The sequence below is a fragment of the Nocardia sp. NPDC087230 genome, assembly GCF_044744725.1.
In the GTDB taxonomy this organism is placed as follows: domain Bacteria; phylum Actinomycetota; class Actinomycetes; order Mycobacteriales; family Mycobacteriaceae; genus Nocardia; species Nocardia canadensis.
In genome coordinates, this window is the sequence record NZ_JBIUYV010000006.1 from 30701 (window position 1) to 55784 (window position 25084).

Here is a 25084-nt window from a genome sequence, read left to right on the forward strand (position 1 = left end):
GCGCGGCCCGCCGCGGGCGGGTCAGCCGACTGTCATGCTGACGATCACCGGTGTGGTGGGGCCGGCCGAACCACCGGCGGGTTCGACGGTCACCGCGAGGGTGTCGGCGGCGTCGACGGCGGTGACCACCGAGGCCGGACCTTCCATCACCGCAACCGAGCGGGGGGCACCGCCCGTGGGAATGCGCCACAACTGGTACGCGCGGTCGGCGGGCAGCGCGGGCATGTCCTGGAACGACACTGCCGCGGCGCCCAGTGCCGTCGACTGGTGCACCGTCATCGCGCCGCCGCCGGTGATCGCGACCGACGACTCCCGGCTGTCGGGCTGGTCGAGCACCTGTTGCGCGGTGATCGCGCCGGTGCCGTCGTTCGTGCGGTCGATCACGACCGCGACCCCGGTGCCGATGCCGACCGCGACGACCGCGGCCGCGGCGGCGGTCAACCAGCGCAGTCGCCACCCTTTGCCCTGCGTGTCCCGCCGGGTCAGCGGGCGCACCTGCGGATCGAGCCGGTCCAGCGCCCGCATCAGCGCGGCTTCGAGCCGGGCGGGTGGGGGCACCGAGTCGGACACCGTCAACGCGGCCATGGTCTCGCGAATGCGCGACACGGCGGCGAGGAACTCCCGCGCGCGTTCGGGATCCGCGGCCGCGAGCTCGTCGTCGATAGCGCGTCGCTGCTGGGGATCGAGCGCGTCGAGGGCGTAGGGGTAGGCGTCGTCGAGCAACGGCCGAGGGGTCCGCCGATCTGTCTCGCTCATCGGGAATTCCCTCCGGTCAAACAGTTTTCGAGTCGCTTCAAGCCGTCCCTGATCCGGCTCTTCACCGTCGGCAACGGCACGTCCAGGGTCTCGGAGACCTCGGCGTAGGTGCGCCCGCTGTAATAGGCCAGCGCCACCGCCTCACGCTGCAGCTCGGTCATCGTCGCGAGACAGTCCTGGACCGACTGCTCGTCGAGCCGCTGGGTGACCTCCTCGGCCACGGTGTCGTGGTCACGGCCCAGATGGGTGTGCCCGAACACCAGGTCACGGCTGGTCGCCGACTGTTCGGCACGCACCCGGTCGACCGCGCGGCGGTGGGTCAGCATCATCAGCCAGCCGATCGGGCTGGCCTTACCCACGTCGTACTCCCCCGCCAGCGACCAGGCCTGCAGGAACACCTCCTGCGCGATGTCCTCGGCCGCGCCGTGGTTGCGCACCACCCGCAGCGCGAGTCCGAACACCCGCGGGCTGGTCGCCCGATAGAACTCGGCGAACGCCGTCCGGTCCCCGGACGCGATCGCGCCGAGCAGCGTCACCAGCCGCGCTTGCACGGCGTGGTCGGGCTTGGCGGGCGCCGGGCATGCGGGCGCCGGATCGGTCACCACGCGCAACCGGATCGGCGAGGAGCCCGGGCGGTTCGTCATCGTGTGGTCCCTGCGTGCATCAGCATGAGAGGGATTTCGGCCAGCCCCGCGGTACGGATGGGCGCCGCCGAAAACTTTCTTCCGCAACTCTACGGTTCCCGGCGGCGTGACCATCGTCGACCTCACGCCGCGGGCGGCATGAGCACGCTGTCGATCATGTAGACCGTCGCGTTCGCCGTGCGCACGCCACCGCAGACCACGGCCGCGTCACCGACCTTCAGGCTGTCCCCGGAGCCGGTCACCGTGACGGCCGCGCCCTCGACGGTCTTGTGCGTGCCCGCGACATCCTGGGGCGCGAGCTGACCGGGCACCACGTGGTAGGTCAGGATCTTGGTGAGGGTGGCCGAATCGGTCTTCAGCGACTCGATGGTGGCCGGGTCGATCTTCGCGAACGCGGAGTCGACGGGCGCGAAGACGGTGAACTGGCCGCCGTTGAGGGTGTCGACCAGGTTGACCTGGGGATTGAGTTTGCCCGACACCGCCGCCACCAGCGTGGTGAGCATGGGGTTGTTGGACGCGGCGACCGCGACCGGGTCCTGAGCCATCCCGCTCACCGAGCCGGGGCCGCTGGGAACCTGGGCGGCGTATTCGGCGCACCCGGGCCCGACGAGACCCGACGCGCCGGAGCCGTTCGCCGCGGACGCGGTCATCGACGAGGAGGAGGTCGTCGCCGAGGTGGTCGCGGACGAGGTGGTCGAATCGTCGTCGGAACAGGCCGAGGCGCCGAGTACCGAGCCGAGAAGGGCTGCCGCCACGAGGGTGCTGCGCAGGGTTCGCATGGTCGTTCCGTCGCTTCCGAAAGGGCGGCGAGAGTGCCGCGCTGATGTGGACGCAACGGAGTTCGGCCAGCCCGCCCGGCCGGATGGCTCGGGATCGAGACCCGGTTCACCGGACACCCGGCGGGTGACGAAGCCGTCAGGGGGTCGGTGTCGCCACGCGTCGCAATTCAGGCACTATGGGGGTTATGCCCCATTCGAATCCTGTTGCCGCGTGGAAGTCCCTGCGTGATGGAAACGACCGTTTCGTCACCGATACCCTGCAGCACCCCAGCCAGGGTGCCGCGGATCGCGCCAAGCTGGCGGGTGGCCAGCAGCCCTCGGCGATCCTGTTCGGGTGTGGTGACTCCCGGGTCGCCGCCGAGATCATCTTCGACCGGGGGCTCGGCGACATGTTCGTCGTGCGCACCGCCGGTCATGTGGTGGACAGTTCGGTGCTCGGCTCGATCGAGTACGGCGTCGCGGTACTGCAGGTGCCGCTGATCGTGGTCCTCGGCCACGACTCGTGCGGCGCGGTGGCCGCCACCATCGATGCCCTCGACAACGGGACGGTGCCGGGCGGTTTCATCCGTAGCGTGGTCGAACGCGTCACCCCGTCGATCCTGCTCGGCCGCCGGGAAGGTCTGACCAACGTCGACGACCTGGAAGCCCGTCATGTGGAGGAAACCGCGCGCCTGCTCATGCAGCGTTCGTCGACCATCTCCGACCGCGTCGAGGCGGGCCAGCTGGCCATCGCCTGCGTGACCTACAACCTCGCCGACGGGCGCGCCCAGCTGCGCAGCGTCATCGGCGACATCGGCGAAGTCGCCTGAGCGGGTCGGCCGGTTCCGCCTCTGCGGGACCGGCCGACCAGCACCACCTCGTCAGGCGTATTCGGGACAGAACTGCATCTGGGCAGCGACGACGAGGTAGGCGGCGTCGCGGCTCGAATACCCCTTCTCGGTGAGCGCGGTCGCCATCTCGACGTCGGTCGCCCCGGCGGCCCGTTCCTCGCAGATCGCCACGCCCATGTCGAGCGCCGCCTGGCGTGAGGAGTAGTAGATCCCCTCGCGGTCGAGCGTCGCGATGAACGCGTCCTGTTTGGTCGTGTTCTGGCTGTTGCTCGACGCGCTCGGTGTCGAGGGCGCGGTACGTGGAGCGCTGGTGCGGGGTGCGCCCGAACCCGGTGGCGGCTCGGCGGGTCCACCCGGCGGTGGCGTGCTCACCGCGGTCCGGCCGGTGTCCTGGGTGTCTCCGGCGGCGAGCAGCACCGAGGTGGCGCACCCGCCACAGACCAGCAGCAGAACACCGACAACCGCGAGCAACACCCACAGGGTCGTGTTGTCGCGGCGCGGCGGCTGCGGTGGATAGGCCGGGTAGGGCGCGGACGGATACTGCGGTGGAATCGGCGGCTGAGTCACGAATCTCCTTCGGTGCGAGACGAACAGCGGTGCAAGATCGCCATTCATCGCACCCGCGTTATCAACGACCCGCGCGCCCGATTCCCGGTGCCGCCGCGCGTGCGCGTCAGTAGACGGTGATGCGCAGCGCACGCATCTTCGCGTAGAGCGTGGTGCGCGAGATCCCCAGGGCCTGCGCGGTTTTGACCTTGTTGCCCTCGAATCGGCGCAGCGCCTCGACGATGACGTCGCGTTCGGCGCGGTCGATCGGCATGAGTTGCCGGATCGGCTGCTGCGTGCGGTAGGCCTCGGGGAGGTCGTTCACGACGACCGCGCCGCTTCGCCGGTGCCGGATGACGTCGGTGACGACCGCGCGCAATTCGCGCAGATTGCCGGGCCAATGATGCGCGGACAGCGCCGAGAGCGCGCCCGGGGTGAAATACAGCGAGCTGTCCGCGCCCGCCTCGCGTAGCATCGCCGCGACCAGCGCCGGGATCTCGCCGCGGCGGTTGCTCAGCGGCCCGAGTTCGACGCGGTCGGTGCATTCGGCGGCCAGCGCGGCGGCCCGGCCGGTGAGGGTGTCCACCGCTCCGGTGACCAGCACGACGCGCGGCACCTGCCGGTCGGCGACATGGGTGGCGACGAGATCGATCAGATCGTCGGGCAACAGGTCGAGGCCGTCGACGCACACGGTGCCCTGCCGGGCGCGGACCAGCGCGGCGAAGTCACGGGCGAAGACGTCGCTGCCGTCGAGCAGGGCGTTGGCGGCGGTCAGGACGGTGACCGGCTGTTCGGTGGCGTGTTCGCGCGCGGTGCGCGAGCGCCCGGAACCCGGTGGTCCCGCGACCAGGAGCGGGTCGCCGGGCTCGAGCGCCCGGCGGGAGTAGGCGATGCTCGCCCGTTCGCGGGGTTCGACGTTGAGCAGGGTTCCCCCGGCCGGACCGCCGACCCGGGTCGCTTCGACCCGCACCGCCAGCCCGGACTCCAGCGTCAGATCGAAGACCGAGCTGCGCCGCACATCCGGTGCCATCATGCGCAGCAACGCGACGTCGGTGGCGCCGAGCAGGTCCGCGGCGGCCTGGTTGGACATGAGCAGGTCGCGCCCGATGGCCAGCACCGCGCGGCGGCGGGTGCCCGCGGCCTGGAACGCGGCGAGCAGTTCCTTGTCCGACACGCGGGAGCCGTCGAGCAGTCGCTGCTCGATGTCGGCGACCGCGCGGGCGACCAGCGGCGGCAACAGCGGGCTGGCTTCCCGGGCCACCGTCGACAGATCCAGCACACCCTCGATCCGGCGGGTGGTGGGGTGGAAGATGGGATGTCCGTAGCAGCTCATGCGCCGCAGTGGGACAGCGAAGTGCTCGTCGCCGTTGACGGCGATGCTGGTGCGGGTCTCCAGCGCCACCCCCGGCGCGGTGGTGCCGACCGCCTCCTCGAGCAGGGAGGCACCGATGTCGACGCCGAGGTCGTCGAAGACCTTGCGGGCACTGCGATTTCCGCACCACTGATGCGCGACGCGGCCTTCCCGGTCGATGACGATCGTGGTGAAGTCGGTGCCCTCGAGTCGATGGTTGAGGTCGTCGAGGACCACCGCGGCCGCGGCCATCAGCGGACTGGTCTCGTCGATGTCGACATAGCTGATCGTGTCCAGCGCCGAGCCCGGCTCCAGTCCGGCCATCGTCGCCCGATGCCAGGACGCGGCGATCGGTTCCCGCTTGGCCACCATGCCGTTCACCTCGGGTTCCATGCACTCACCGTAGCAATGGTGACCGGGGTCACGATTGTCCAGTTTCTGAACAGTCGCGTCAGCCCACCGTTGCGACTGTGGTTCGGCGTCGCTCCGGACGGGACGCATCGACGAGGATCAGGAGAACCCGCCATGAAGACCAAGGCCGCGGTCGTCTACCAGCCAGGCAAACCGATCGAGATCGAAGAGCTCGAACTCGACAAGCCGCGCGAGGGAGAGGTACTCATCCGGTACCTCTACGGCGGGCTGTGCCATTCCGATGTCCATATCGCCCACGGTGACCTGGAGGCGCGGCTGCCGATGGTGCTCGGCCACGAGGGCGCGGGCATCATCGAGGAGGTCGGGCCCGGCGTCACCCGGGTGGCGCCCGGCGATCACGTGGTGTGCTCGTTCATCCCGAACTGCGGCACGTGTCGCTACTGCTCCAACGGTCAGCAGTCCATCTGCGACATGGGCGCCACGATCCTCGAGGGCTATCTGCCCGGTGGTCGTTTCCCGCTGCGGGGACCGGCCGGTGACTACGGCGCGATGTGCATGCTCGGCACGTTCAGCCAGTACGGGGTGATCCACCAGAACTCCTGCGTCAAGGTCGACGACGACCTGCCGCTGGACAAGGCGGTGCTGGTGGGTTGCGGTGTCCCCAGCGGGTGGGGTTCGGCGGTCAACACCGCCGAGGTGAAACCCGGTGACGTGGTGGTCGTCTTCGGCATCGGCGGGCTCGGCATCAACGCGGTGCAGGGCGCGCGCTTCGCCGGCGCGCGCTATGTCGTCGCGGTCGACCCGCTGCACAACAAACGCGAACGCGCCCTCGAACTCGGTGCCACGCACGCGTTCGCCGACGCCGGTGACGCCCTGGCCACGATCAACGACCTGACCCGCGGCCAAGGCGCCGACGCCGCGATCCTCATCCCGGACCTGATGACCGCCGAGATCGTCAGCGCCGGCTTCGACGCTGTCGGCAAGGGCGGCAAGGTCGTGCTGACCGGGCTCAACAAGCTCGACGAAATCAACATCCAGCTCCCCGGTTCGATCATGACGCTGTTCCGGAAGGAACTGCGCGGCAGCCTCTTCGGCGACTGCAACCCGACCGTCGACATCCCCAAGATCCTCGGTCTCTACCAGAGCGGCGATCTGAAGCTCGACGAGCTCATCACCCGCACCTACACCCTCGATCAGGTCAATCAGGGCTACGACGACCTGCTCAACGGCCAGAACATCCGCGGCGTGCTCGTGCACGACCACTCCTGATCCGAAAGGCACGACGATGACCGAAGTACTCGAACCCACCACCACCGCGGTGCTGCCGCAGGTCCGCGCCTGGCTGTCCACGCCCAAGCAGCTGTTCATCGGCGGCCGGTGGGTCGACGCGGCCTCGGGCCGGACCTTCCAGACCCGCGACCCGGCCACCGGCCAGGTGCTGACCGAGGTCGCCCACGCCGAGGCCGTCGATGTCGACCGCGCGGTGCGCGCGGCACGCATCGCCTTCGAAGGCGAGTGGTCGCTGTGGACCCCGGCCCAGCGCCAGCGTCTGCTGTTCCGCGCGGGCGAGGCGATCTACGCCCATGCCGAGGAATTGGCGCAGCTGGAATCGCTCGACAACGGCAAGTCCGCCGGCGTCGCCCAGGCCGTCGACATCACCTGGGTCGCCGAGCTCTTCCAGTACTACGCCGGCTGGGCCACCAAGATCGAAGGCCGCACCATTCCGGTGTCGGTGCCGTGGGCACCCGGCACCCAGTGGCACGCCTACACCCTGCGCGAACCGATCGGCGTGTGCGGAGCCATCGTCCCGTGGAACTTCCCGCTGCTGATGGCCGCGTTCAAGATTCCCGTCGCGCTGGCGACCGGCAACACCGTCGTGCTCAAGCCCGCCGAGGACACCCCGCTCACCGCCCTGCGGCTGGCCGAGATCCTGGCCGAGGTCGGTCTGCCCGACGGCGTGCTCAATGTCGTCACCGGCTACGGCGACGCCGGGGCCGCGCTGGCCGCCCACGACGATGTCGACAAGATCGCTTTCACCGGTTCCACCGAGGTGGGCAAGCTCATCGTCGACGCCGCCAAGGGCAATCTGAAGAAGGTCAGCCTCGAGCTCGGCGGCAAGAGTCCCCAGGTCGTCTTCGCCGACGCCGATCTGGATCTGGCGATCCCCGGTACGGCGTCGGGATTCCTGTTCAACCAGGGCCAGACCTGCACCAGCGGCACCCGATTGTTGGTGGAGGACAAGATCTTCGACGAGTTCACCCGGGGCGTCGCCGAGGTCGCCGCGGCCAGCAAGATCGGCTCGGGGCTCGACCCGGCCACCGAGGTCGGCCCCCTGGTCTCGCAGACCCAGCTCGACCGGGTCCTGGGCTATGTCGATGCCGGATTGCGGGCGGGTGCGCGAGCACTGACGGGCGGGCGCCGCCACGGCGAGAGCGGCTACTTCGTCGAACCGACGGTGTTCGTCGACGTCGAGTCCTCGTTCAGCGTGTACCGCGAGGAGATCTTCGGCCCGGTCGTGGTGGCGACCCCGTTCAACGCCGAGCAGGGCGTGGCCGCAGCGGCCAACGACACCCCCTACGGGTTGGCCGCCTCGGTGTGGACCCAGGACGTGTCCAAGGCCCATCGCACCGCTCGCCAGATCAAGGCGGGCACGGTATGGATCAACGCGCACAACGCTTTCGACGCCGCACTGCCGTTCGGCGGCTACAAGCAGTCCGGCTGGGGCCGTGAACTGGGTACCGCGGCGATCGAGGCCTATACCGAGCAGAAGTCGGTCAACACCTTCCTCGGCTGACCGTCCCCGACCCGGCCACGGTGGGCACCGCCTCGCAGATCGGCGCCCACCGTGGCTACCGCGCTCGCGTCAGTTCGCGTTGACGGTCACCGCGTCGTCGGCGATCGAGTAGCTGATCGACCCGTTCTCGAAGTAGCTGATCTTGCCGCCCTCGATGTCCTGCTCGTCGGAGGTCGGGTAGCCGAGGCGGCCCCCTGCGCCGCCCTCTGCCTCCCACGCCTGCCGGATCGCGCCGTAGACGGTCTTGGTTCCCGTCGCCAGGTTGAAGTAGATGACACCGCCGGTGAACTCCTGGTACTTGCCACCGTTCGCGGCGTCGAGTTCCTCCGAGATCGGTTCGCCCAGCGGGCTCGACGCGCCGCCCGCTTCGTTGTAGTGGTCGCCGATCGTGCCCTTGACTTCGAATGCCATCCCACAAACCCTTTCGTACGGATACCAACTGGCGATTGCCAGCGGCGACGCTATCGCATAGCGACCGCACCGTACAGAGACTCGTACTGCGCCAGATCAGCTGTACACACGCAATTCTCAGCGACAGACCACGTTCGAGATCGGATGTTTGAAGGGCCATCAGCTACCGACCAGCATCGATAGGGTCGATCGGTCTCCGAGCCAGCGCTTTCCCGCCGTCATCCATACCCAGTCGCCGCGACTCCACACCTCGACACGCCGCGAACGCACCCGATGTGAAGATGTCCTCAATCCGTTCGGACGAACAGTCGACGGGTCACATGGCCTGGGCGGCCACGTACCCGAAGCTCGAGCGGTCCTCGTCGCGGGCCACCAGCTTGCCGTCGACGTAGATCGCGGCGTACGCGTAGCGCGCCTCGGAGTGCGAGATCGCCGCCCAGGTGAAGGATTCCTTGGGGAACCGCACGTCGACGGTGCGGCACCACCGGTCACCCTCCATCGGGTCGGTCAGTGTCACGACCTCGTCGCGCTTGCCGAGCGAGTCGTAGTAGGTGATCTCGTTGCCTGTCTGCGCGTCCGAACAGAAGACGTAGCGGACGTTGCCGTAGGCAGGGACTTCGGCGGCGTTCGCCACCCCACTGCCCGCGACGACGGCGCCGGCGAGGGCGCCGCCCGCTCCGATCATCGCGATGGTGTGCCGGAGGGCGGACCGTGTCATGTCAAGCTGTCCTTTCGCGAAACGATGCGCCGACGGAACGCTCCCGTCGGCGACAGTCCGCACGAGGCACTGCCCGGGCGAACCGAACATTGAATCACAGTGCGGCACTTGCGTTGTCGTTGCGGCGCAGCGACGACCGACTGCCTGGTGCGTCCGGGCCGGCACGACGAGCGCCCAAGTGTTGGCCGCAGGCTGATCAGCTTCGGACCGCGCGGGTCCTACACTCGGGTCATGGCAGACGACACCGACCGGTCGATCGACATCAAGCCCCGTTCACGCGATGTCACCGACGGACTCGAGAAGACTGCAGCGCGCGGCATGCTGCGCGCCGTCGGGATGGGTGACGAGGACTGGGCCAAACCGCAGATCGGGGTGGCTTCGAGCTGGAACGAGATCACTCCCTGCAATCTGTCGCTCGACCGGCTCGCGAAAGCGGTCAAGGAGGGCGTCCACGCCGGCGGCGGCTACCCGCTCGAGTTCGGCACGATCTCGGTGTCCGACGGTATCTCCATGGGCCACGAGGGCATGCATTTCTCGCTGGTCAGCCGTGAGATCATCGCCGACTCGGTCGAGACCGTGATGATGGCCGAACGCCTCGACGGCTCGGTGCTGCTCGCCGGGTGCGACAAGAGCCTGCCGGGCATGCTGATGGCGGCCGCCCGGCTGGACCTGGCGAGCGTGTTCCTCTACGCCGGATCGACCCTGCCGGGCAATGTCGACGGCCGCGACGTCACGATCATCGACGCGTTCGAGGCCGTCGGCGCGTGCATCAAGGGCCTGATCACCCGCGAGGAGGTCGATCGCATCGAGCGGGCGATCTGCCCCGGTGAAGGTGCCTGCGGCGGCATGTACACGGCCAACACCATGGCCTCGGTGGCCGAGGCGCTCGGGATGAGCCTGCCCGGCTCGGCCGCGCCGCCCGCCCCCGATCGTCGCCGTGACGAGTACGCCCGCAAATCCGGCGAGGCCGTCGTCGAGCTGCTGCGCCGGGGAATCACCGCCCGCGACATCATGACGATGGAGGCGTTCGAGAACGCGATCACCATCGTCATGGCGCTCGGCGGGTCCACCAACGCCGTACTGCATCTGCTGGCCATCGCCCGCGAGGCCGGCGTCGGCCTCACCCTCGCCGACTTCAACCGCGTCGGCGAGAAGGTGCCGCACCTGGGCGATCTCAAGCCGTTCGGCCGCTACGTCATGAACGATGTCGACAAGGTCGGCGGCATCCCGGTGGTGCTGAAAGCGCTGTTGGACGCGGGCCTGCTGCACGGCGACGTCATGACCGTCACCGGCAAGACGATGGCCGAGAACCTGGCCTCGATCGAGCTCGGCCTCGACGGTGACGTCATCCGGCGCCTGGATCGGCCGATCCATCGGACCGGCGGACTCACCATCCTGCACGGTTCCCTCGCCCCCGAGGGCGCCGTCGTCAAGAGCGCGGGCTTCGACTCCGACGTCTTCCGTGGCACGGCGCGCGTCTTCGACGGGGAACGCGCCGCCATGGACGCGCTCGAGAACGGCACGATCGTCGCCGGTGACGTGGTCGTCATCCGCTACGAGGGTCCCAAGGGCGGACCGGGCATGCGCGAGATGCTCGCCATCACCGGCGCCATCAAGGGCGCGGGCCTGGGCAAGGACGTCCTGCTGCTCACCGACGGCCGCTTCTCCGGCGGCACCACCGGATTGTGCGTGGGCCACGTCGCGCCCGAAGCCGTCGACGGCGGCCCGATCGCCTTCGTCCGCGACGGCGACCCGATCGTCCTCGATGTCGCCAACCACATCCTCGACGTCGAGATCGACGACGACGAACTGACCGCGCGCAAGATCGGCTGGGAGCCACTGCCGCCCAAGTACACCTCCGGCGTCCTGGCCAAATACCGCAAACTCGTCAGCTCCGCCGCCCACGGCGCCGTCACGGGCTGACCCGGCTCAGCGCACCGTCCGCGCATCCCGGATCGTGGCCGCCAGCCGTTCCAGCAGCGGCGCGGTGGCCGCGGGGGAGAACCGGAAGATCGGCGACCACGACGCGACCTGTCCGGCCGCCACCGCGGGCAGGCTCCGCCACACCGGCCGGTCGGCGAGCGCGTTCGGCCGCAGGCCCGTTGACCGGTCGTCGAGCAGGATCACATCCGCCGCGTACCGGTCGGCCGTCTCCCAGCTCAGCGACTGGAAGTAGCCGCCCGCGTCCACCCGTTCGGGCACAACGAATTCCACGCCGAGCTCGGTGAAGTACCGCAGATCCGCCGAGGCGCGCGGATCGGAGACGTAGAACAGCTCCGGAGACGCCGAGGCGGCGAGTACCCGCACCCCGGGGCGCGCTGCCGACGCGTCCCGCACCGCCTGCGACGCGGCCAGGAAGCGCTGCTGCGCGGCGGTCACCGCGGGAGCGGCGGTATCGGCGCCGAGCGCCTCGGCCAGCGCCCGGTACTGCGCGATGATCTCGGGCAGGCTCCGGCCGGAGACCTCCATGGCGACGACATTCTGGTTCGCGGACTCGATCTTGGTCAGGTTCTCGTCCGGGACGTACCAGAGCCGGCCCGGCACATAGGAATCGGTGACGAGCAGGTCGGGCTCGAGGGTCGCGTACTTCTCGATGTCGAACTCGCCCCACGCGTCCCCGATGACAGCCACCGAGGCGGGGTCGAGGTCGCCGCGCAGGTGCGGCGCGTGTGCCTCACCGAAGACACCCACGATGCGCCCGCGCACCCCGTAATCGACCAGGGCGCCGGCGGAGCCGGTGAACGCGACCACCCGGCTCGGCGTCGCACCCGAGCGAACGGTGCCGCCGCGGCCATCGGGAAACTCCCAGTCCCCCGCACTGTCGGGCGCGTCGTCCGGTCCCCCGCCGCACGCCACCAGGCCCGCACTCACTCCCGCCATCCCCGCCACCGCGAACAACCGTCGGCGACTCAGCACGCGGTCGTGCCGATTCTCGTTCGCGATGACGATCCTCCTCCACACGTGGCTCCTGGTTCGCCACCACTAGACCACACAGAATAAGGCAAGGCAAACCTTATCCAGAGTAGCCACCGGCAGAGCGGAGCACACAGTGACGGAGCGGCGACGAGGTCGCGAGCGCTTGACCCTGACACAGTGACAACGTCTTCACTGGACGCAGGAGGTGGTTCCCATGACCTGGACACCAGAACATTCCGTGGACCCGCGGCTGCTCGCCGCACTGAACGCGCCGACCGCGTCGACCCGACTACAGGCGGCGCTGGCCGCGGGCACCCACCCCGGCCCGGCGCTGCTCGGCGTGCTGATCGACCGTTGCGCCGTGGAGCCGGACTTCTTCGTGCGCGACATGCTGACCTGGGCGCTGACGCGGCTCCCCGCGGAGCTGACCGTGCCCCGGCTGCGCGCCGAGCTGGACTCCGACCACGCTCAGGCTCGCAGCCAGGCGCTGCACACGCTGTCCAAGATCGGGGATCCGGCCGCCTGGCCGGCGATCACCCCGGCGCTGCTGCGCGATCCCGACGACGAGGTGGCGCGCAGTGCCTGGCGGGCCGCGGTGGTACTCGCGCCGCAGGCCGAACACGAGGCATTGGCCGTCGCACTCGCCACCCAGTTCGGGCGCGGTGATCGGGAGGTTCGGCGCAGCCTCAGCCGGGCGCTGACGACGCTGGGCGAGGTGATCGCCCCGGTGCTCGACCGGGCGTCGCGCAGTGCCGACCCCCGCGTGCGCGCGCACGCCGCGGCCACCGAGCAGCTGCTGCGTGATCCGGACGCCGCCTTCGATCTCGATGTCGACGCGGCGAAGCGGGTCGCGGCGCTCGACGGTGCCCCGTGCTGATCGGTGAGGTGGCGCGGCGTTCGGGTGTCAGCACCCGGATGCTGCGCCACTACGACTCGCTGGGGCTGGTGTCGCCCACCGGGCGCACCGTCGGCGGCTATCGCGAGTACTCCGATGCCGATATCCGGCGCATCTTTCATGTCGAGAGCCTGCGGTCGCTGGGACTCTCCCTGCGCGAGATCGCCCGGGTGCTGGCCGATCGGTCGTTCACCCCGCAGGCCCTGGTCGCCGGTCTCATCCAACGCACCGAGGAACGGCTCGTGCGCGAGCGCGAGCTGCTGGCGCGGTTGCGCGCCGTCGAGGACGCCGAACCTGGCGACTGGCGCGATGTGCTACGCATCGTCGAGCTGGTGCGCACGCTCGGTTCGGCGGACGCGCCGCGCCGCCTGCAGGCGGTGCTGAACCCCGCCGAGAACGAGCCGGTACCGACCGAGCTGCTGGCCACGGCGGTGCTCGGCGAGGCCGAGCCCAACATGGCCGGCGCGCTGCGCTGGGCGCTGTCGCGGGCCGGCGCCGACGGCCTGGCCGCACTCGCACCAGGGCTGGCCGCCGTCGACGTCGAGGTCCGGCGGCGGGCCGTACTGGCGGTGGCCGAGATCCCCGGCGAGGCCGCGACCGAGCTGCTCACTTCCGCGCTCGACGACCCGGACCCCGCCGTCCGCGGCCCCGCCGCCCTGGCCGCCGGCAGCCGCGGGGTGAGCGCGGCCGAACCGATCCTGGTGGCCATGGTGATCGCGGGCGCCAATGATGTCGAGGCGGGTGAGGTCCTCGGCGCGCTCGCCCAGGATCCGGGATCCGCCGATCGCGTGCTGGGTGCGCTGACCCACGCGCTGACCGCGCACGCCGACGATGCCGCCATCCGGATCCGGCTCGTCCAGGCCTTGGTCGAGTTGCCCGGGACCCACGCACTGGCGACCCTGCGATCGCTCAGCGAGGACGCCGATCACTCCGTCGCCCTCGTCGCCACCGCCTGCACCGAACTGGTCGCCGCCCGGACCACGAGCTGAGGTCGTCGGGCGTCCGAACGTGAGCGGTGACAACGCCCGGCCCGCGCCGACCGATTTCGCACAATCGCTTGCCGCGCCGCCTCCGAGGTGACATATACTATTAAATATATTTAACTGTGATGGGTCGCCCAACGGCGCATCGACCTGTTGTCCATGCCACGCATGGAGGGAAGTGAGAGACCATGTTGCGTTTTGACGGGAAGGTCGCCATCGTTACGGGCGGCGGCCGGGGGCTCGGCCGCTCGCACGCGCTGCTGCTGGCCTCACGGGGAGCATCGGTCGTGGTCAACGACTTCGGATCCACCGCCGCGGGCAGCGGGTCCGACACCTCCCCGGCCGACGACGTGGTCTCCGAGATCGTCGCGGCGGGAGGGAAGGCCGTCGCGAACTACGACAGTGTGTCGACCGGCGCCGAAGCGATCGTGCAGACCGCGATCGAGGCCTTCGGCCGTCTCGACATCCTCGTCAACAATGCCGGCATCAACCACATGACGCCCTTCGGCCCGGAGGCGATCGAGGGCATCCGCCAGCACATGGAGGTCAACTTCCTCGGCACCGCCGCCGTGACGGCCGCCGCATGGCCCCATCTCATCGCGTCGGGCGCGGGACGGGTCGTCAACACCGCGTCGCCGACGCTGGTCGGTTTCGAGAAGCAGAGCGCCTACGTCGCGTCCAAGGGCGCCGTCTTCTCGTTCACCCGCACCCTCGCCATGGAAGCCCTCGAGGTCGGCATCCGCGTGAACGCGGTCGCCCCCACCGCCTACACCCGCATGGCGGCGGAGGCGGAGATCCCCGACGATCTCAAGAAGATGCTCGAGAAGACGATGACCACCGCCATGGTCTCCCCCACCGTCGCCTACCTCGCCCACGAGGACTGTTCCATCACCGGCGAGACCCTGCTCAGCCAGGGCGGCCTGATGCAGCGCTTCGCGCTCACGATGACCACCGGGTACACCAACACCGAGCCCACGCCGGAGGACATCCAGGCGAACCTCGAGGCGGTCCTCGACGATGCAGGCAGCAAGCCCGTCGGGATCATCGGCACGGAGAACGAGGGTTCGTTGCTCGACCTGTTCGACTGAGCTCAGCCGACACCGAGTTTCCCCGGGCCCAGCGCGCCCGGGGAAACGGAACCAGCCTGGTCGACACTCCCATCGGTGACCCACGCGACCTCGGTATCGAGTGGCTCCACGTCGACGGCGAACCACACCTCGGTCACCTGCTTCCGGCTCGGGGACGAGCGCCGGATCAGCTGATTTCCGCGGTGAGCGGGACAGCGGCGACCGAGGTGCCGACATGCAGGGTGAACGCGCCCGGTTCGACGGTCCACCCCTGGTCGGTCCAGTGCTCGAAGGAGCGCTGCGGCAATTCGATGGTGGCGGTGACGGTTTCGCCCGCCTCGGCCTCCACCGCGACGAAGCCCGCGAGCCAGCGCACCGGGCGGTCGACGGCGCTGTCCTCGCGGGACAGGTAGGCCTGCACCACCTGGCGGCCCGAACGCGCACCGATATTGCGGACGGTGACGGTGGCGGTGTGCCCCTGCACGGTCAGGTCGACGAGCTCCCAGTTGGTGTAGCCGAGACCGTGACCGAACGGGTAGGCCGGAGCCACACCGGATTTCAGCCAGGCGCGGTAGCCGATGTGGATGCCCTCGGGGTAGGGCAGGGTGTTGTCGGCGGCCGGCGTGGTATCCAAAACCGGCACGTCGGCCATCGCCTTGGGCCAGGTGGTGGGCAGCCGGCCACCGGGTTCGGTCACGCCGGTGAGCACATCGGCGAGCGCATCGCCGAATTCCTGGCCCGGGAACCAGGCCAGGATCACGGCCGCCACGTCGTCGCGCCACGGCATTTCGACCGGCGCGCCGGCGTTCACCACCACGATCGTTCGCGGGTTCACCGCGGCCACCGCCGCCACCAGGTCGTTCTGGCGGCCCGGCAGCGACAGGTCCGTGCGGTCGTAGCCCTCGGATTCGATCGCCTCGGTGGTACCGACCACGACCACGGCGACCTCGGAGGTCCGCGCCAATTCCACCGCAGCGGCGAACTCTTCGTCGGCGGAGCGGCGCGGGCGGCCGATGCCGAAGGTGAGGCCCATCGCGGGCAGGCCCTTGTCGAGAGCGGGAACCAGCTCGATCCGCACATCGACCTCGTCGCCCTCGGCGAGAGTCCTAGTGACCCAGCGCTGCGGCGGATTCAGCAACATCTCGACCGGATCGCCGCCTTCGGGGAAGACGGTCTCGCTGAGCACCGTCTCACCGTCGAGCTCGAGGCGCAGTGTGCCCACGCCCGCGTAGCCGATTCGCCACTCCCCCGCCGCATCGGCGCGTAGGCGACCACGGACCTCGACGGAGGTGGCCTGCAGGGCGAACGGCGTACCGAAGAGCATGAGATTGCCCGCGGTGCGGTGCTCGGAGTGCAGGACGGTCTCGCCGTCGAGGAAGCGCAGGTGCAGGCCCGCGGTGCCGGTCTCGGGATCGGTGACGATGTCCAGCGGCACCGCGATCATGTTCTCGTCGAGGTGGACGCCCGGTGTGTGCACCACTGGCAGCACCTCGCGCAGGCCCTGCAACGGCGACCTGGTGTGCGACGGAACAACTGTCGAGCTACCGCCGCCGCCGAGGCGCGGCTGGGCGGCCGCCGCGCCCAGCAGGGCGACCTGGGCGGGCTCGCCCAGCGGCAGCACCCCGTCGTTGGCGGCCAGCACCATCGCCTTGGCGGCGGCATCACGTACCAACCGGCGCGCGGCCGCCTCGGTGAAAACCGGTGGCTGCTGCGGCGTTCCGTTCAGCGCGCCCACACGCTGCGCGAATCGCAGTATGCGGCGGACCTTCTCGTCGATCGCCGCCTCGGATACCGCACCCGCGCGGACGGCCTCGACCAGCGGCGCCCCCCAGAGTTCCCACGGTCCGGGCATGGCGACGTCGGTGCCCTTGGCCGCGCCCGCGGTGGAGCGCACGGCGGTCCAGTCCGAGACCACCACGCCGTCGAAACCCCATTCGCCCTTCAACGGCTCGTCCAGCAGCGGATTCTCGGTCATGGTGACGCCGTTGACCGAGTTGTAGGCGTTCATGATCATCCACGCGCCCGCCGCCACCGCCCGCTCGAACGGGTACAGATACAGCTCCCGCAGGGTGCGATCGTCGACGATCGCGTCGGCGGTGAAGCGCTCGGTCTCGGAGTCGTTGGCCACGTAGTGCTTCGGGCAGGCGCTGACGCCGTGCGCCTGCACGCCGGACACGTAGGCCACGGCCATCTCACCGGTGAGCACCGGGTCCTCGGAGAAGCACTCGAAATGCCGTCCGCCGAGCGGACTCCGGTGCAGGTTGACGGTCGGGCCGAGCACCGCGTACACATTCTTGCGCCGCGCTTCGGCGGCGACGAGCCCGCCGATCTCGGCCAGCAACTCACGATCCCAGGTGGCGGCCAGTGCCGAGCCGGACGGCAGGCTGATCGAGGGGTCGCGCTCGTCCCAGGTCTCGCCGCGCACCCCGGAGGGACCGTCGGACACGGGCATCTCGGCCAGGCCGATGCTCTCCTCGCCCGCGAAGCGGAAGACACCGGATCCGGAGATGAGCCGGATCTTGGCCGCCAGATCCAGTTTGTCCAGCAGGTCGTCGATGTCGTCGGTCATGCCAGTTCCCTCCAGAAGTTCACCAGGTCGGCTGTGACCTGTGCGGGGACGTCTTCGTTCGGCACGTGGCCGATGCCCGGGTACACCGCGGTCCTGGCCCGCAGCTGCCGAGCGAAGTTCTCATGGACCTCGGGGTCCCACAGGTCGTTGGTGTCGCCGTAGGCGACCAGCAGCGGCACTCCGGCATCGCGCAGCGCGGCGGGATCGACCGACGGCGGGGTCTGCATGCATTTCAGAATGCCGAGGATGTTCGCCTTCTCGGTCCGCACGAGCCGGTTGCGCAGGAACTCGGCGCGCTCGGGTGAGGGCGTCCGACCGGCGGCGGCCATGGCATCGCTCATCTGCTGCCACAGGAACTCCTGGCCTGCCGTCTCCACCACCTGCGTCACCATCTGCGGAGGCGGGAACTTGATGTCCTCGACGGAGGACGGCCCCGACGCCAGCAGGGTGAGGCTACGGAACCGCGCGGGTGTCTCGACCACCGCGACGCGGGAGACAAAGCCGCCGAAGGAGTGCCCGACCAGATGCACGGGCGCCCGCGGCGACACCTGATCGACGACACCGTGCAGGTCACCGCAGAAATCGGCCATGGCGTAGCCGGCGATGTCGTCGGGTCCCTCCGACTGCCATTGGCCGCGCTGGTCGTAGGCGACCGCGCGATATCCGGCCGCCGCGAGCAGCGGGAGCATCGCTTCGAAGTCTTCCTTGGAGCCGGTGAAGCCCGGCACCAGCACCACGGTGCCGAGTTCCGGTGTTCCGGAGGGCGGGGTGATCTCCCATCCGGCGAGCGCACCCGCGCCACCCCGCAGCATGATCGATTCGATCACTGCCTCGGTGCTCCGAGTCATCGGCGGTCCTTCCCTCGCAGAATTCCAGTCCGGCAGCCACGAGTGTGCCAGGTTCCCGAGTGGTCACTCGGTACTGTGACTTGTTCGTTATCTTCCGGTTTGCAGGTCCCGCCGTTCGGACTACTGTCGCTGCTCATGACGCCGCATCCCCAACGCCGGAGACGGGGCGAGGACCGCCGCGAGCAGATCATCGACCAGGCGCTGCACAGCTTCGCCGCGAACGGCTATCACCACTCCTCGCTCGCCGAGATCGCCACGCGCTGCGGACTGTCCCAAACCGGCCTGCTGCACTACTTCCCGACCAAGGCGGCGCTCCTCGCCGCGGTCCTGGACTACCGCGATCGCCTCGACTACGACCGCCTGGGCATGAACCGGCAACTGCGCGGCACGGACGCCCTGCAACAGCTGGTCCGCCTGGTCGAGCACAACATGCACGTCCCCGGCCTGGTCCAGCTCTTCACCGTCGTCACCAGCGAGGCGGTCACCAGCGACCACCCCGCCCGTGCCTGGGTCGTCGAGCGCTACCGAATCCTGGAAACCTACCTGGCCGAGGCCCTCGCAGGCGGCGTCACCGACGGAACCTTCCGCCCCGACATCGACGCCCCCGCCGTAGCCCGCCAGATCTCGGCCATGATGGACGGCCTGCAACTGCAATGGCTCCTCGACCCCGAACGCGTCGACATGGCATCCCTGTTCCGCACCTACATCGACGACCTGACCACCCAGCTCTCGAGCTGATCCTGTCGCCCCACAGGACAATCCACCACTAAAGCGCGCGCTCCCGGGCGCGCGGCGGGGATGATCGGACTCGCTGATCGATCAGATGAACGCCCGCCCCGGCGTCACTCGGGGGTGAGTCGGAGCAGGCTGCCGGTGCCGGCGGCGGTGACGAACAGTGCCGGGCCGGGGCCTAGGCAGGCATTGGTCGGCATGCTGCGTGGTGGGAGGGGGTGCTGGGTCAGGGGGAGGCCTTCGGGGGTGAGGACGTCGATGCGGTCTGCGGTGGTGGTGGCGATCCAGAGGCGACCGGTGGGGTCTACGGCGAGTCCGTCGGGATGCGCGGCCGGGAGGGTGGCGAGGATGCGGGCGTGTTCGAGGGCGCCTGCGACGAGGGGGTACGCGGTGATGTGGGCGTGCACTGTTTCGGTGACGTAGAGGGTGTGATGGTCGGGGCTGATGCCGATACCGTTGACGAAGATCGGGCCTTGCGCCATCAGCTCGGGTCGCCCGGTGTCGAGGTCGATGGCCCAGACCTGGCCCGGGGATATGGATTCCGGGCGCCGGAAGTCGGCGTCGGCGCGGGAGTCGGTGACCCACAGTCGGCCGTCGGGTCCGAAGACCAGGTCGTTCGGTGATTCCAGGCCACGGAATGCGTAGTCGACGCGGCCGTCGCGGATGACCTGGATGCCCGGTGCGGCGGTGCTGCGCGCCGCGAAGCGACCGCCGTTCTGCGCGACGTACAGTGCGCCGTCGGCGCCGACGGCGAGGCCGTTGGGGCCGCCGCCGGTGTGATGCTCGGCAGCGACGGTGCCATCAGGGTCCAGGATCAAGACGCTGCCCCGGCTCATCGAGACCAGCGCGATCCGGCCGTCCGGGAGGACGGCCGGGCCTTCGACGAAGCCGAGCCCGTCGGCCACGACCTCCACGCGTAGCGGTCCGTCGCCGAAACGCCCTGTCATCGGGGCAGACTCAGCACGCGGCGGGCGATGATATCCAGCTGGATCTCGATGGTGCCGCCACCGAAGAGGATGGCAGGCAGGCCGAGGAAGTCGAAGGTGTAGGGCTGTTCGGGGGCGCCGACGGCGGCGCGGGGGCCCAGGACCGAGACCAGCGCGCGGGAGGCGTCGCGCTGGGCGATGGCATGCCAGACCTTGCGGACGCTGTCGCCCGCGCCTGCGCCGACAGCGCTGCCGTTCATCCTGATCACGGCGTTGCGCAGGTTCAGCGCGGCGACCGAGAGCTCGAGCGCGGTGTTGCGGCCGAGCACGCACACGGCGTCGTCGCGGGTGCCTGCGTGATCGCCGGATTCCAGCAGGCGGCGCACCAGGGTGCTCGAGCCGTGGCCGAAGGTGGCCGAGCCCATGGCGAGTCGTTCGTTGGACAGGGTGGTGACCGCGATCCGCCACCCATCACCGGGGTTCGCGACCACCTGAGTGTCGGGCACGAAGACCTCGTCGAGGAAGACCTCGTTGAATTCCCAGATCCCGGTGGCCTGCCGGAGCGGACGAACGTCGACGCCGTCGGCGTCCATCGGGATCAGGAAGTACGTCAGGCCCGCGTGCTTGGGCACGGTGGCGTCGGTGCGGGCCAGGCACACGGCCCAGTCCGCCTCCACCGCTTGGGAATTCCACACCTTCTGCCCGGTGATCATCCATCCGCCATCCACCTTGCGTGCGCCGGTGGACAGCCCGGCCAGGTCCGATCCCGCGCCCGGCTCGGAGAACAGCTGACACCAGATGATCTTGCCGAGCAGGGTATCGGTGACGAACCGCGCGCGCTGCTCGTCGTCACCGTGTTCGATCAGCGTGGGGAGCACCCAGCCGCCGATGCCGAGTTCGGGCTGGGTCAGGTCGCGGCGCGCGAATTCCTCGGCGATCACGGCCTGATCGGCCGGGCCTGCGCCGAGCCCGTACGGCGGCGGGTAGTGCGGGGCGACCAAGCCGGCGGCGGCCAACCGGGCCCGGCGGGCCGCTCCTCGCGCGGGAGCCCAACCCGCCGTGGCGATTTCGTCGTCGGGTAGCGTGCGGACTTCGTCGAGGACGGCGCCGACCGTGGCGCGCAGGGCCGGCAATGTCTCGGCGGTGACGAAGGCGAAGTCACGCTCGGCGCGCAGGCACCGCTCCCCCAGCTCGCGAGCCGCCGCGTCTTCACCGCCGACCGTGGCGGCCAGGGCGATCGCGCGCCGCCAGTACAGGTGGGCGTCGTGTTCCCAGGTGAATCCGATGCCGCCGAGCAGACTCACGCAATCGACCGCCTGGTCGATGGCGGCGGGCAGCGCGGTCAGCGCGGCGCTCGCCGCGGCGAGGAGTCGCTGCTCGGCCGGTTGACTCTCGGCGCGGGCCGCGTCCCAGGTCACCGCGCTCGTCACCTCGGCCCGGACCAACATGAACGCCGTCTTGTGCTGCACCGCTTGGAAACTGCCGATCGGACGACCGAACTGGTGTCGGACACGGACGTAGTCGACGGTGGTGTCCAGACACCACCGGCAGATTCCGGTCGCTTCCGCGGCGGCCAGTGTGGTCGTCCACAGCTGCGCGACGGCAGGGTCGATGCCACCGAGGACCCGTGCCGGATCCACGCGGTAGGCCTCGAACGCAGCGCGCCCGAGCGATCGGGTGAGGTCGACGGCTTCGGCGGTAGTCAGCTGAACCGCGGGGACCTCAACGGGGTCGGTAGTGCCGGAGGCGACCACGTCAACGGAGTCGAGCCAGAACCACACGCTCGCTTCCGGATCGCCGTCGATGGCGGCGCGCACCACCACGCGTTCGGCGCCGGGCAGACCGATGGCCGGATCGGAGGTTCCCGATACCACCCAGCCGTCGCCGTCGCGAGTGGCACGCAGGTCGGGGCCGGTGGCGACCGCTCCGGTCATCCCCGCGCCGAAGTCGGCCAGCAGGGCCTGGGCGTCAGCCGCGGCCATGGCGAGCGCGCTAGCGGTCACGGTCGGCAGGTAGGGCCCGGGAAACAGCGTTGTGCTCAGTTGCTCGACGGCGACCGTGAGTGTGGCCAGTCCACAGTCGTCGCCGCCGTAGGTCGCGGGCAGGTGCAGCGCGTGTAAGCCCTGCTCGCACAATGCCGTCCATGCCTCGGCAGGCATGGTCCCGGCCGTATAGTCGGACAGGTGCTCGCGCGTCTGCGCCAGCGGGGCGATCTTGCGCGCGAACGCGGCGACCGATTCCGCCAGTGCCTGCTGGTCTGCGTCTACGGCGAGGGACATCGGAAACTCCTGGGGGCTGAAACAGCGAGTACCTGTGTGGATTTCGACGGCACCGCGTGGTGTCGAGAGGAACGGACAAGAGGGTCTACGACCGGACGAGCACAGGCCGGTGCAGCTCCGCTCGCCCTGTCGAGTGCGACCGGAAGGTCACGACCGCGGCAAGTCCTGCCAGTCGGTCGACAGCCGGGCAGACCACACCGGCGTGCGGTGATCGAGCCGGGCGCGCATCCCCTCCGTGGCGTCGGGACTACCCATCACCCGCAGGTGCAGTTCGGTTTCGAGGTCGGCGACGCGGGTGGGGTCGTAGCCGTGGATCGCGGTGTCCCACAGCAGCCTTTTGCTCAATGCCGCCGACATCGGCGCGACGTTGGTGGCCATGTCGGTGGCCATCGCGCGGGCGGCGGGCAGGACATCGGCGGTGGGCAGGCTGCGGGTGGCGAGGCCGAGCCGCACCGCCTCGGCGCCGTCGATCGTCCGCCCCGACAACAGGATGTCGGCCGCGACCGACAGACCCGCCACCTTGGCCACGGTCCAATGCGCCACCGCGTCGGGCACGACACCGAGGCGCACCTGCGGAATGGCGTAGCGGGCGTCGGCAGCGACCAGGCGGATATCGGCTTGCATCGCCAAGGTCAGCCCGATGCCGATGGCGTGCCCGTTCACCGCGGCGATCACCGGTTTCCGCAGGGCGAAGGCAGGCGGGTCGACCGGGGAGGCGGAAAAGGCGGCACGGTCGGGCCGGTCGAAGGTCGCCGCTCCGCCACCCAGATCCGCTCCGGCGCAGAAGGCGGGGGCGGTACCGGTCAGGAGGATGACCCGGACCGTGTCGTCGGCGTCCAGCTCGCGGTAGGCCCGGCCCAGCGCGCGACCCATCGTGGCGGTGAAAGCATTGCGGCGTTGCGGCCGGTTCAAGGTCACCACCGCGACACCGTCGGCGATATCGATCTCGACCTCGTTCATGCGACCTGCAATGCGGTGACCAGGTCCCGGATGTGTGCGTCGGCGACGGGATATCCCGGGAAATAGCAGCAGATCCGCTCGGCGACCGCACCGAAGCGCGCCACGATCTCGGCGGCGCACTCCTCGGGGGTGCCGTAGACGGCGAGCGTCCGCAGCATCCGGTGATCGATCAGTTCGGTCATGGCCGTGACCTCCCCGCGCTTGGACAGCGCGTTCAGCGCGGGTTGGAGCTCACCCCAGCCCTCCACCTCGAGGACCGGCCGGTAGGCGGGCGTCGACCCGTAGAAGGCGAGCAGCCGGCGAACGCCGACGGCGGCGGCCTCGAGTTCGCCGGCGGTCCGGCCCATCGCGACGATCACCTGGGGATAGATCGCCAGGTCGGCAGCGTCGCGACCGGCGCGGGCGAGTCCTTCCCGAATAGCGGGCACGGTGCGCTCGGCGAAATGGCGGGCGCTGTTGAACGGCATGACCAGCAGTCCGTCAGCCACCTCGGCCGCGGTTCTGGTCATGATCGGGCCGAGCGCACCCAGGCAGATCTCGGGCACGCCATAGGGATTGGGACCGGGAACGAAGGTGGGCGGCATCAGGGTGTGCCGGGTGAATTCACCCTCGAAGCGCAAGGGGGTGCCGTCCTGCCAGGAACCGAGGATGGCCTTGACCGCCAGGACGACCTCGCGCATCCGCGCCGCGGGCCGGGACCACTGGCCGCCGTACCGCTTGTCGATGTGCGCGCGAGTCTGCGAGCCCAGGCCCAGCCGGAACCGGCCCCGGCTGAGCAGGTGCAGGTCGTAGGCCGTGTGCGCCAGGTGCATCGGGCTGCGCGGCAGGGCGATGGCGACGTTGGTCATCAGGTCGACCGGTTCGGCACCGGTTGCCGCCAGGGTCAGCGGCAGGAACACGTCGTGGGGCCCCTCGAAGGTGAACAGACCATCGGCGCCGCACGCGATCAATTCGGCTGCCCGCGAGACGGCTTCGTCGGGACGACCGTTCAACTGGAGATCGACCTTCATCGATCCGCCGCGAACTGCGGAAGCACTGCGATCATAATTACATAATAGCATGTAACGTTATTAGACGGGTGCAGTGAGTCACACATTCCCCCGCCGCCGGTCAGCCCGCGGACACCAGCGCGTACAGCGCGTCGGCCATCCGCGACACGAACAGGTCGGCCTGTTCGCCGCCCCGCGACAGTGCGTGGAATGTCGTTGTCCCCGCGAGTATCTCGAAGACGAGTTCGGCCTCGGCGCCGGGCGGGATCCGGCCGTCGTCGACCGCGCCCGCGAGCAACTCGGCGAACGCCTTGCGCACCGGGGCCCCGATCGCCAGCAGCCGCCGCCGCGCCTCCTCGGTCTGCGAATCCGCCAGCAGGCCGGGCACCCCCGCGCGCGCGGCGGGACTGTCCGCGCGCGCGAGGAAGATGCGCACCCAGGTCGCCAGGTCGGCGCGCAGGTCGCCGGTCGGCTCGGGCGGCGCGTACGCGCCCGGACCGTGAATGGCCTCCTCCAGCAGGGCCTGCCGAGTCGGCCAGCGCCGGTAGATGGCCGGCGAATTCACCCCGGCACGCTTGGCGATCGCCACGACCGTGGTCTGCGGATAACCCACCTCGGCCAGCAGCTGCCTGGCCGCGATGAGCACGGCGAGGTCCTTGTCGGCGTCGCGCGGACGGCCGGGGCGCGGCGAGGTCTCCGAAGTCACTATTACATACTAG

At 69.8% G+C, this 25084-nt stretch carries 23 protein-coding genes; 8 read left to right on the plus strand and 15 right to left on the minus strand.

The window, feature by feature from the left end; genetic code table 11:
* Window positions 1–21: 21 nt before the first annotated feature.
* The 3 genes from ACIO52_RS21000 to ACIO52_RS21010 form a co-directional block, all read right to left on the minus strand.
* A complete protein-coding gene (locus ACIO52_RS21000) occupies window positions 22–756 on the minus strand; it encodes an anti-sigma factor domain-containing protein (protein WP_402646012.1) in 735 nt (244 codons plus the stop codon).
* Window positions 753–1400 carry an ECF RNA polymerase sigma factor SigK gene (gene sigK / locus ACIO52_RS21005; RefSeq protein ID WP_218719159.1) on the minus strand — a complete coding sequence of 216 codons (648 nt, stop codon included), beginning with the start codon at window positions 1398–1400 and terminating at the stop codon, window positions 753–755. Before sigK ends, ACIO52_RS21000 begins: the two co-directional genes overlap by 4 nt.
* 122 nt (window positions 1401–1522) lie before the next feature.
* Window positions 1523–2179, minus strand: coding sequence for a fasciclin domain-containing protein (locus tag ACIO52_RS21010; RefSeq protein ID WP_218719158.1), 657 nt, complete (start codon window positions 2177–2179; stop codon window positions 1523–1525).
* 185 nt (window positions 2180–2364) lie between these two features.
* On the opposite strand from ACIO52_RS21010, the gene ACIO52_RS21015 reads away from it, so the two are divergent.
* Window positions 2365–2988 carry a carbonic anhydrase gene (locus ACIO52_RS21015; RefSeq protein WP_218719157.1) on the plus strand — a complete coding sequence of 208 codons (624 nt, stop codon included), beginning with the start codon at window positions 2365–2367 and terminating at the stop codon, window positions 2986–2988.
* A gap of 51 nt (window positions 2989–3039) precedes the next feature.
* Here the strand turns inward: ACIO52_RS21015 and ACIO52_RS21020 are convergent, their stop codons facing one another.
* Together ACIO52_RS21020 and ACIO52_RS21025 are read right to left on the minus strand one after the other, a co-directional pair.
* Complete coding sequence (locus tag ACIO52_RS21020) at window positions 3040–3576, minus strand: DUF732 domain-containing protein (protein ID WP_218719156.1); 537 nt, start codon at window positions 3574–3576, stop codon at window positions 3040–3042.
* A gap of 106 nt (window positions 3577–3682) precedes the next feature.
* Window positions 3683–5299 carry a sigma-54-dependent Fis family transcriptional regulator gene (locus ACIO52_RS21025; RefSeq protein WP_255587959.1) on the minus strand — a complete coding sequence of 539 codons (1617 nt, stop codon included), beginning with the start codon at window positions 5297–5299 and terminating at the stop codon, window positions 3683–3685.
* Between the two features lie 132 nt (window positions 5300–5431).
* Here ACIO52_RS21025 and ACIO52_RS21030 point away from each other — a divergent pair, with 132 nt between their 5' ends.
* The gene (locus ACIO52_RS21030; RefSeq protein ID WP_218719155.1) at window positions 5432–6547 is read left to right on the plus strand and encodes an NDMA-dependent alcohol dehydrogenase; all 1116 of its coding nucleotides are present in this window, start codon (window positions 5432–5434) and stop codon (window positions 6545–6547) included.
* Window positions 6548–6563: 16 nt separating this feature from the next.
* Window positions 6564–8072, plus strand: coding sequence for an aldehyde dehydrogenase family protein (locus ACIO52_RS21035; protein WP_342801668.1), 1509 nt, complete (start codon window positions 6564–6566; stop codon window positions 8070–8072).
* Between the two features lie 69 nt (window positions 8073–8141).
* Here the strand turns inward: ACIO52_RS21035 and ACIO52_RS21040 are convergent, their stop codons facing one another.
* Window positions 8142–8483 carry an LGFP repeat-containing protein gene (locus ACIO52_RS21040; RefSeq protein ID WP_218719153.1) on the minus strand — a complete coding sequence of 114 codons (342 nt, stop codon included), beginning with the start codon at window positions 8481–8483 and terminating at the stop codon, window positions 8142–8144.
* 316 nt (window positions 8484–8799) lie between these two features.
* On the minus strand, window positions 8800–9201 hold the full coding sequence (locus ACIO52_RS21045) for a hypothetical protein (RefSeq protein ID WP_402646019.1): 402 nt from the start codon (window positions 9199–9201) through the stop codon (window positions 8800–8802).
* A 231-nt stretch (window positions 9202–9432) separates the two neighbouring features.
* Here ACIO52_RS21045 and ilvD point away from each other — a divergent pair, with 231 nt between their 5' ends.
* Window positions 9433–11124 carry a dihydroxy-acid dehydratase gene (ilvD, locus tag ACIO52_RS21050; RefSeq protein WP_218719151.1) on the plus strand — a complete coding sequence of 564 codons (1692 nt, stop codon included), beginning with the start codon at window positions 9433–9435 and terminating at the stop codon, window positions 11122–11124.
* Window positions 11125–11130: 6 nt separating this feature from the next.
* Here ilvD and ACIO52_RS21055 read toward each other — a convergent pair whose 3' ends face one another.
* The gene (locus ACIO52_RS21055; RefSeq protein WP_402646022.1) at window positions 11131–12081 is read right to left on the minus strand and encodes an ABC transporter substrate-binding protein; all 951 of its coding nucleotides are present in this window, start codon (window positions 12079–12081) and stop codon (window positions 11131–11133) included.
* Window positions 12082–12331: 250 nt separating this feature from the next.
* On the opposite strand from ACIO52_RS21055, the gene ACIO52_RS21060 reads away from it, so the two are divergent.
* The 3 genes from ACIO52_RS21060 (at window position 12332) to ACIO52_RS21070 (ending at window position 15083) form a co-directional block, all read left to right on the plus strand.
* The gene (locus tag ACIO52_RS21060) at window positions 12332–12994 is read left to right on the plus strand and encodes a HEAT repeat domain-containing protein (protein ID WP_402646025.1); all 663 of its coding nucleotides are present in this window, start codon (window positions 12332–12334) and stop codon (window positions 12992–12994) included.
* Window positions 12988–14001 carry a MerR family transcriptional regulator gene (locus ACIO52_RS21065; RefSeq protein WP_402646027.1) on the plus strand — a complete coding sequence of 338 codons (1014 nt, stop codon included), beginning with the start codon at window positions 12988–12990 and terminating at the stop codon, window positions 13999–14001. Before ACIO52_RS21060 ends, ACIO52_RS21065 begins: the two co-directional genes overlap by 7 nt.
* 182 nt (window positions 14002–14183) lie before the next feature.
* The gene (locus ACIO52_RS21070) at window positions 14184–15083 is read left to right on the plus strand and encodes an SDR family NAD(P)-dependent oxidoreductase (RefSeq protein WP_402646030.1); all 900 of its coding nucleotides are present in this window, start codon (window positions 14184–14186) and stop codon (window positions 15081–15083) included.
* Between the two features lie 166 nt (window positions 15084–15249).
* Here ACIO52_RS21070 and ACIO52_RS21075 read toward each other — a convergent pair whose 3' ends face one another.
* Together ACIO52_RS21075 and ACIO52_RS21080 are read right to left on the minus strand one after the other, a co-directional pair.
* Window positions 15250–17631, minus strand: coding sequence for a glycoside hydrolase family 3 C-terminal domain-containing protein (locus ACIO52_RS21075; protein ID WP_316574534.1), 2382 nt, complete (start codon window positions 17629–17631; stop codon window positions 15250–15252).
* Window positions 17628–18479, minus strand: a complete 852-nt coding sequence (locus ACIO52_RS21080; protein WP_316574533.1) for an alpha/beta hydrolase — start codon at window positions 18477–18479, stop codon at window positions 17628–17630. The genes ACIO52_RS21075 and ACIO52_RS21080 overlap by 4 nt, the downstream gene beginning before the upstream one ends.
* A 135-nt stretch (window positions 18480–18614) precedes the next feature.
* Between ACIO52_RS21080 and ACIO52_RS21085 the strand changes: the two genes are divergently transcribed.
* Entirely contained in the window at window positions 18615–19217 is a 603-nt protein-coding gene (locus tag ACIO52_RS21085; RefSeq protein ID WP_218719145.1) for a TetR/AcrR family transcriptional regulator, read from the plus strand.
* Between the two features lie 104 nt (window positions 19218–19321).
* Here the strand turns inward: ACIO52_RS21085 and ACIO52_RS21090 are convergent, their stop codons facing one another.
* From ACIO52_RS21090 to ACIO52_RS21110, 5 genes are all read right to left on the minus strand, one after another.
* The gene (locus tag ACIO52_RS21090; RefSeq protein ID WP_218719144.1) at window positions 19322–20158 is read right to left on the minus strand and encodes an SMP-30/gluconolactonase/LRE family protein; all 837 of its coding nucleotides are present in this window, start codon (window positions 20156–20158) and stop codon (window positions 19322–19324) included.
* The gene (locus ACIO52_RS21095) at window positions 20155–22416 is read right to left on the minus strand and encodes an acyl-CoA dehydrogenase (RefSeq protein WP_316574532.1); all 2262 of its coding nucleotides are present in this window, start codon (window positions 22414–22416) and stop codon (window positions 20155–20157) included. Before ACIO52_RS21095 ends, ACIO52_RS21090 begins: the two co-directional genes overlap by 4 nt.
* A gap of 147 nt (window positions 22417–22563) precedes the next feature.
* On the minus strand, window positions 22564–23376 hold the full coding sequence (locus tag ACIO52_RS21100) for an enoyl-CoA hydratase-related protein (RefSeq protein WP_316574531.1): 813 nt from the start codon (window positions 23374–23376) through the stop codon (window positions 22564–22566).
* Window positions 23373–24386 carry a TIGR03617 family F420-dependent LLM class oxidoreductase gene (locus ACIO52_RS21105; protein ID WP_316574530.1) on the minus strand — a complete coding sequence of 338 codons (1014 nt, stop codon included), beginning with the start codon at window positions 24384–24386 and terminating at the stop codon, window positions 23373–23375. The genes ACIO52_RS21100 and ACIO52_RS21105 overlap by 4 nt, the downstream gene beginning before the upstream one ends.
* 100 nt (window positions 24387–24486) lie before the next feature.
* Window positions 24487–25071, minus strand: coding sequence for a TetR/AcrR family transcriptional regulator (locus tag ACIO52_RS21110; protein WP_316574529.1), 585 nt, complete (start codon window positions 25069–25071; stop codon window positions 24487–24489).
* Window positions 25072–25084: the final 13 nt, after the last annotated feature.

Coding starts and splice junctions, on each gene's coding strand:
- ACIO52_RS21000 (WP_402646012.1), bottom strand. CDS start 756: ATGAGCGAGACAGATCGGCGGACCCCTCGGCCGTTGCTCGACGACGCC.
- sigK (WP_218719159.1), bottom strand. CDS start 1,400: ATGACGAACCGCCCGGGCTCCTCGCCGATCCGGTTGCGCGTGGTGACC.
- ACIO52_RS21010 (WP_218719158.1), bottom strand. CDS start 2,179: ATGCGAACCCTGCGCAGCACCCTCGTGGCGGCAGCCCTTCTCGGCTCG.
- ACIO52_RS21015 (WP_218719157.1), top strand. CDS start 2,365: ATGCCCCATTCGAATCCTGTTGCCGCGTGGAAGTCCCTGCGTGATGGA.
- ACIO52_RS21025 (WP_255587959.1), bottom strand. CDS start 5,299: ATGGAACCCGAGGTGAACGGCATGGTGGCCAAGCGGGAACCGATCGCC.
- ACIO52_RS21030 (WP_218719155.1), top strand. CDS start 5,432: ATGAAGACCAAGGCCGCGGTCGTCTACCAGCCAGGCAAACCGATCGAG.
- ACIO52_RS21035 (WP_342801668.1), top strand. CDS start 6,564: ATGACCGAAGTACTCGAACCCACCACCACCGCGGTGCTGCCGCAGGTC.
- ACIO52_RS21040 (WP_218719153.1), bottom strand. CDS start 8,483: ATGGCATTCGAAGTCAAGGGCACGATCGGCGACCACTACAACGAAGCG.
- ACIO52_RS21045 (WP_402646019.1), bottom strand. CDS start 9,201: ATGACACGGTCCGCCCTCCGGCACACCATCGCGATGATCGGAGCGGGC.
- ilvD (WP_218719151.1), top strand. CDS start 9,433: ATGGCAGACGACACCGACCGGTCGATCGACATCAAGCCCCGTTCACGC.
- ACIO52_RS21055 (WP_402646022.1), bottom strand. CDS start 12,081: ATGGCGGGAGTGAGTGCGGGCCTGGTGGCGTGCGGCGGGGGACCGGAC.
- ACIO52_RS21060 (WP_402646025.1), top strand. CDS start 12,332: ATGACCTGGACACCAGAACATTCCGTGGACCCGCGGCTGCTCGCCGCA.
- ACIO52_RS21070 (WP_402646030.1), top strand. CDS start 14,184: ATGTTGCGTTTTGACGGGAAGGTCGCCATCGTTACGGGCGGCGGCCGG.
- ACIO52_RS21075 (WP_316574534.1), bottom strand. CDS start 17,631: ATGACCGACGACATCGACGACCTGCTGGACAAACTGGATCTGGCGGCC.
- ACIO52_RS21080 (WP_316574533.1), bottom strand. CDS start 18,479: ATGACTCGGAGCACCGAGGCAGTGATCGAATCGATCATGCTGCGGGGT.
- ACIO52_RS21085 (WP_218719145.1), top strand. CDS start 18,615: ATGACGCCGCATCCCCAACGCCGGAGACGGGGCGAGGACCGCCGCGAG.
- ACIO52_RS21090 (WP_218719144.1), bottom strand. CDS start 20,158: ATGACAGGGCGTTTCGGCGACGGACCGCTACGCGTGGAGGTCGTGGCC.
- ACIO52_RS21095 (WP_316574532.1), bottom strand. CDS start 22,416: ATGTCCCTCGCCGTAGACGCAGACCAGCAGGCACTGGCGGAATCGGTC.
- ACIO52_RS21100 (WP_316574531.1), bottom strand. CDS start 23,376: ATGAACGAGGTCGAGATCGATATCGCCGACGGTGTCGCGGTGGTGACC.
- ACIO52_RS21105 (WP_316574530.1), bottom strand. CDS start 24,386: ATGAAGGTCGATCTCCAGTTGAACGGTCGTCCCGACGAAGCCGTCTCG.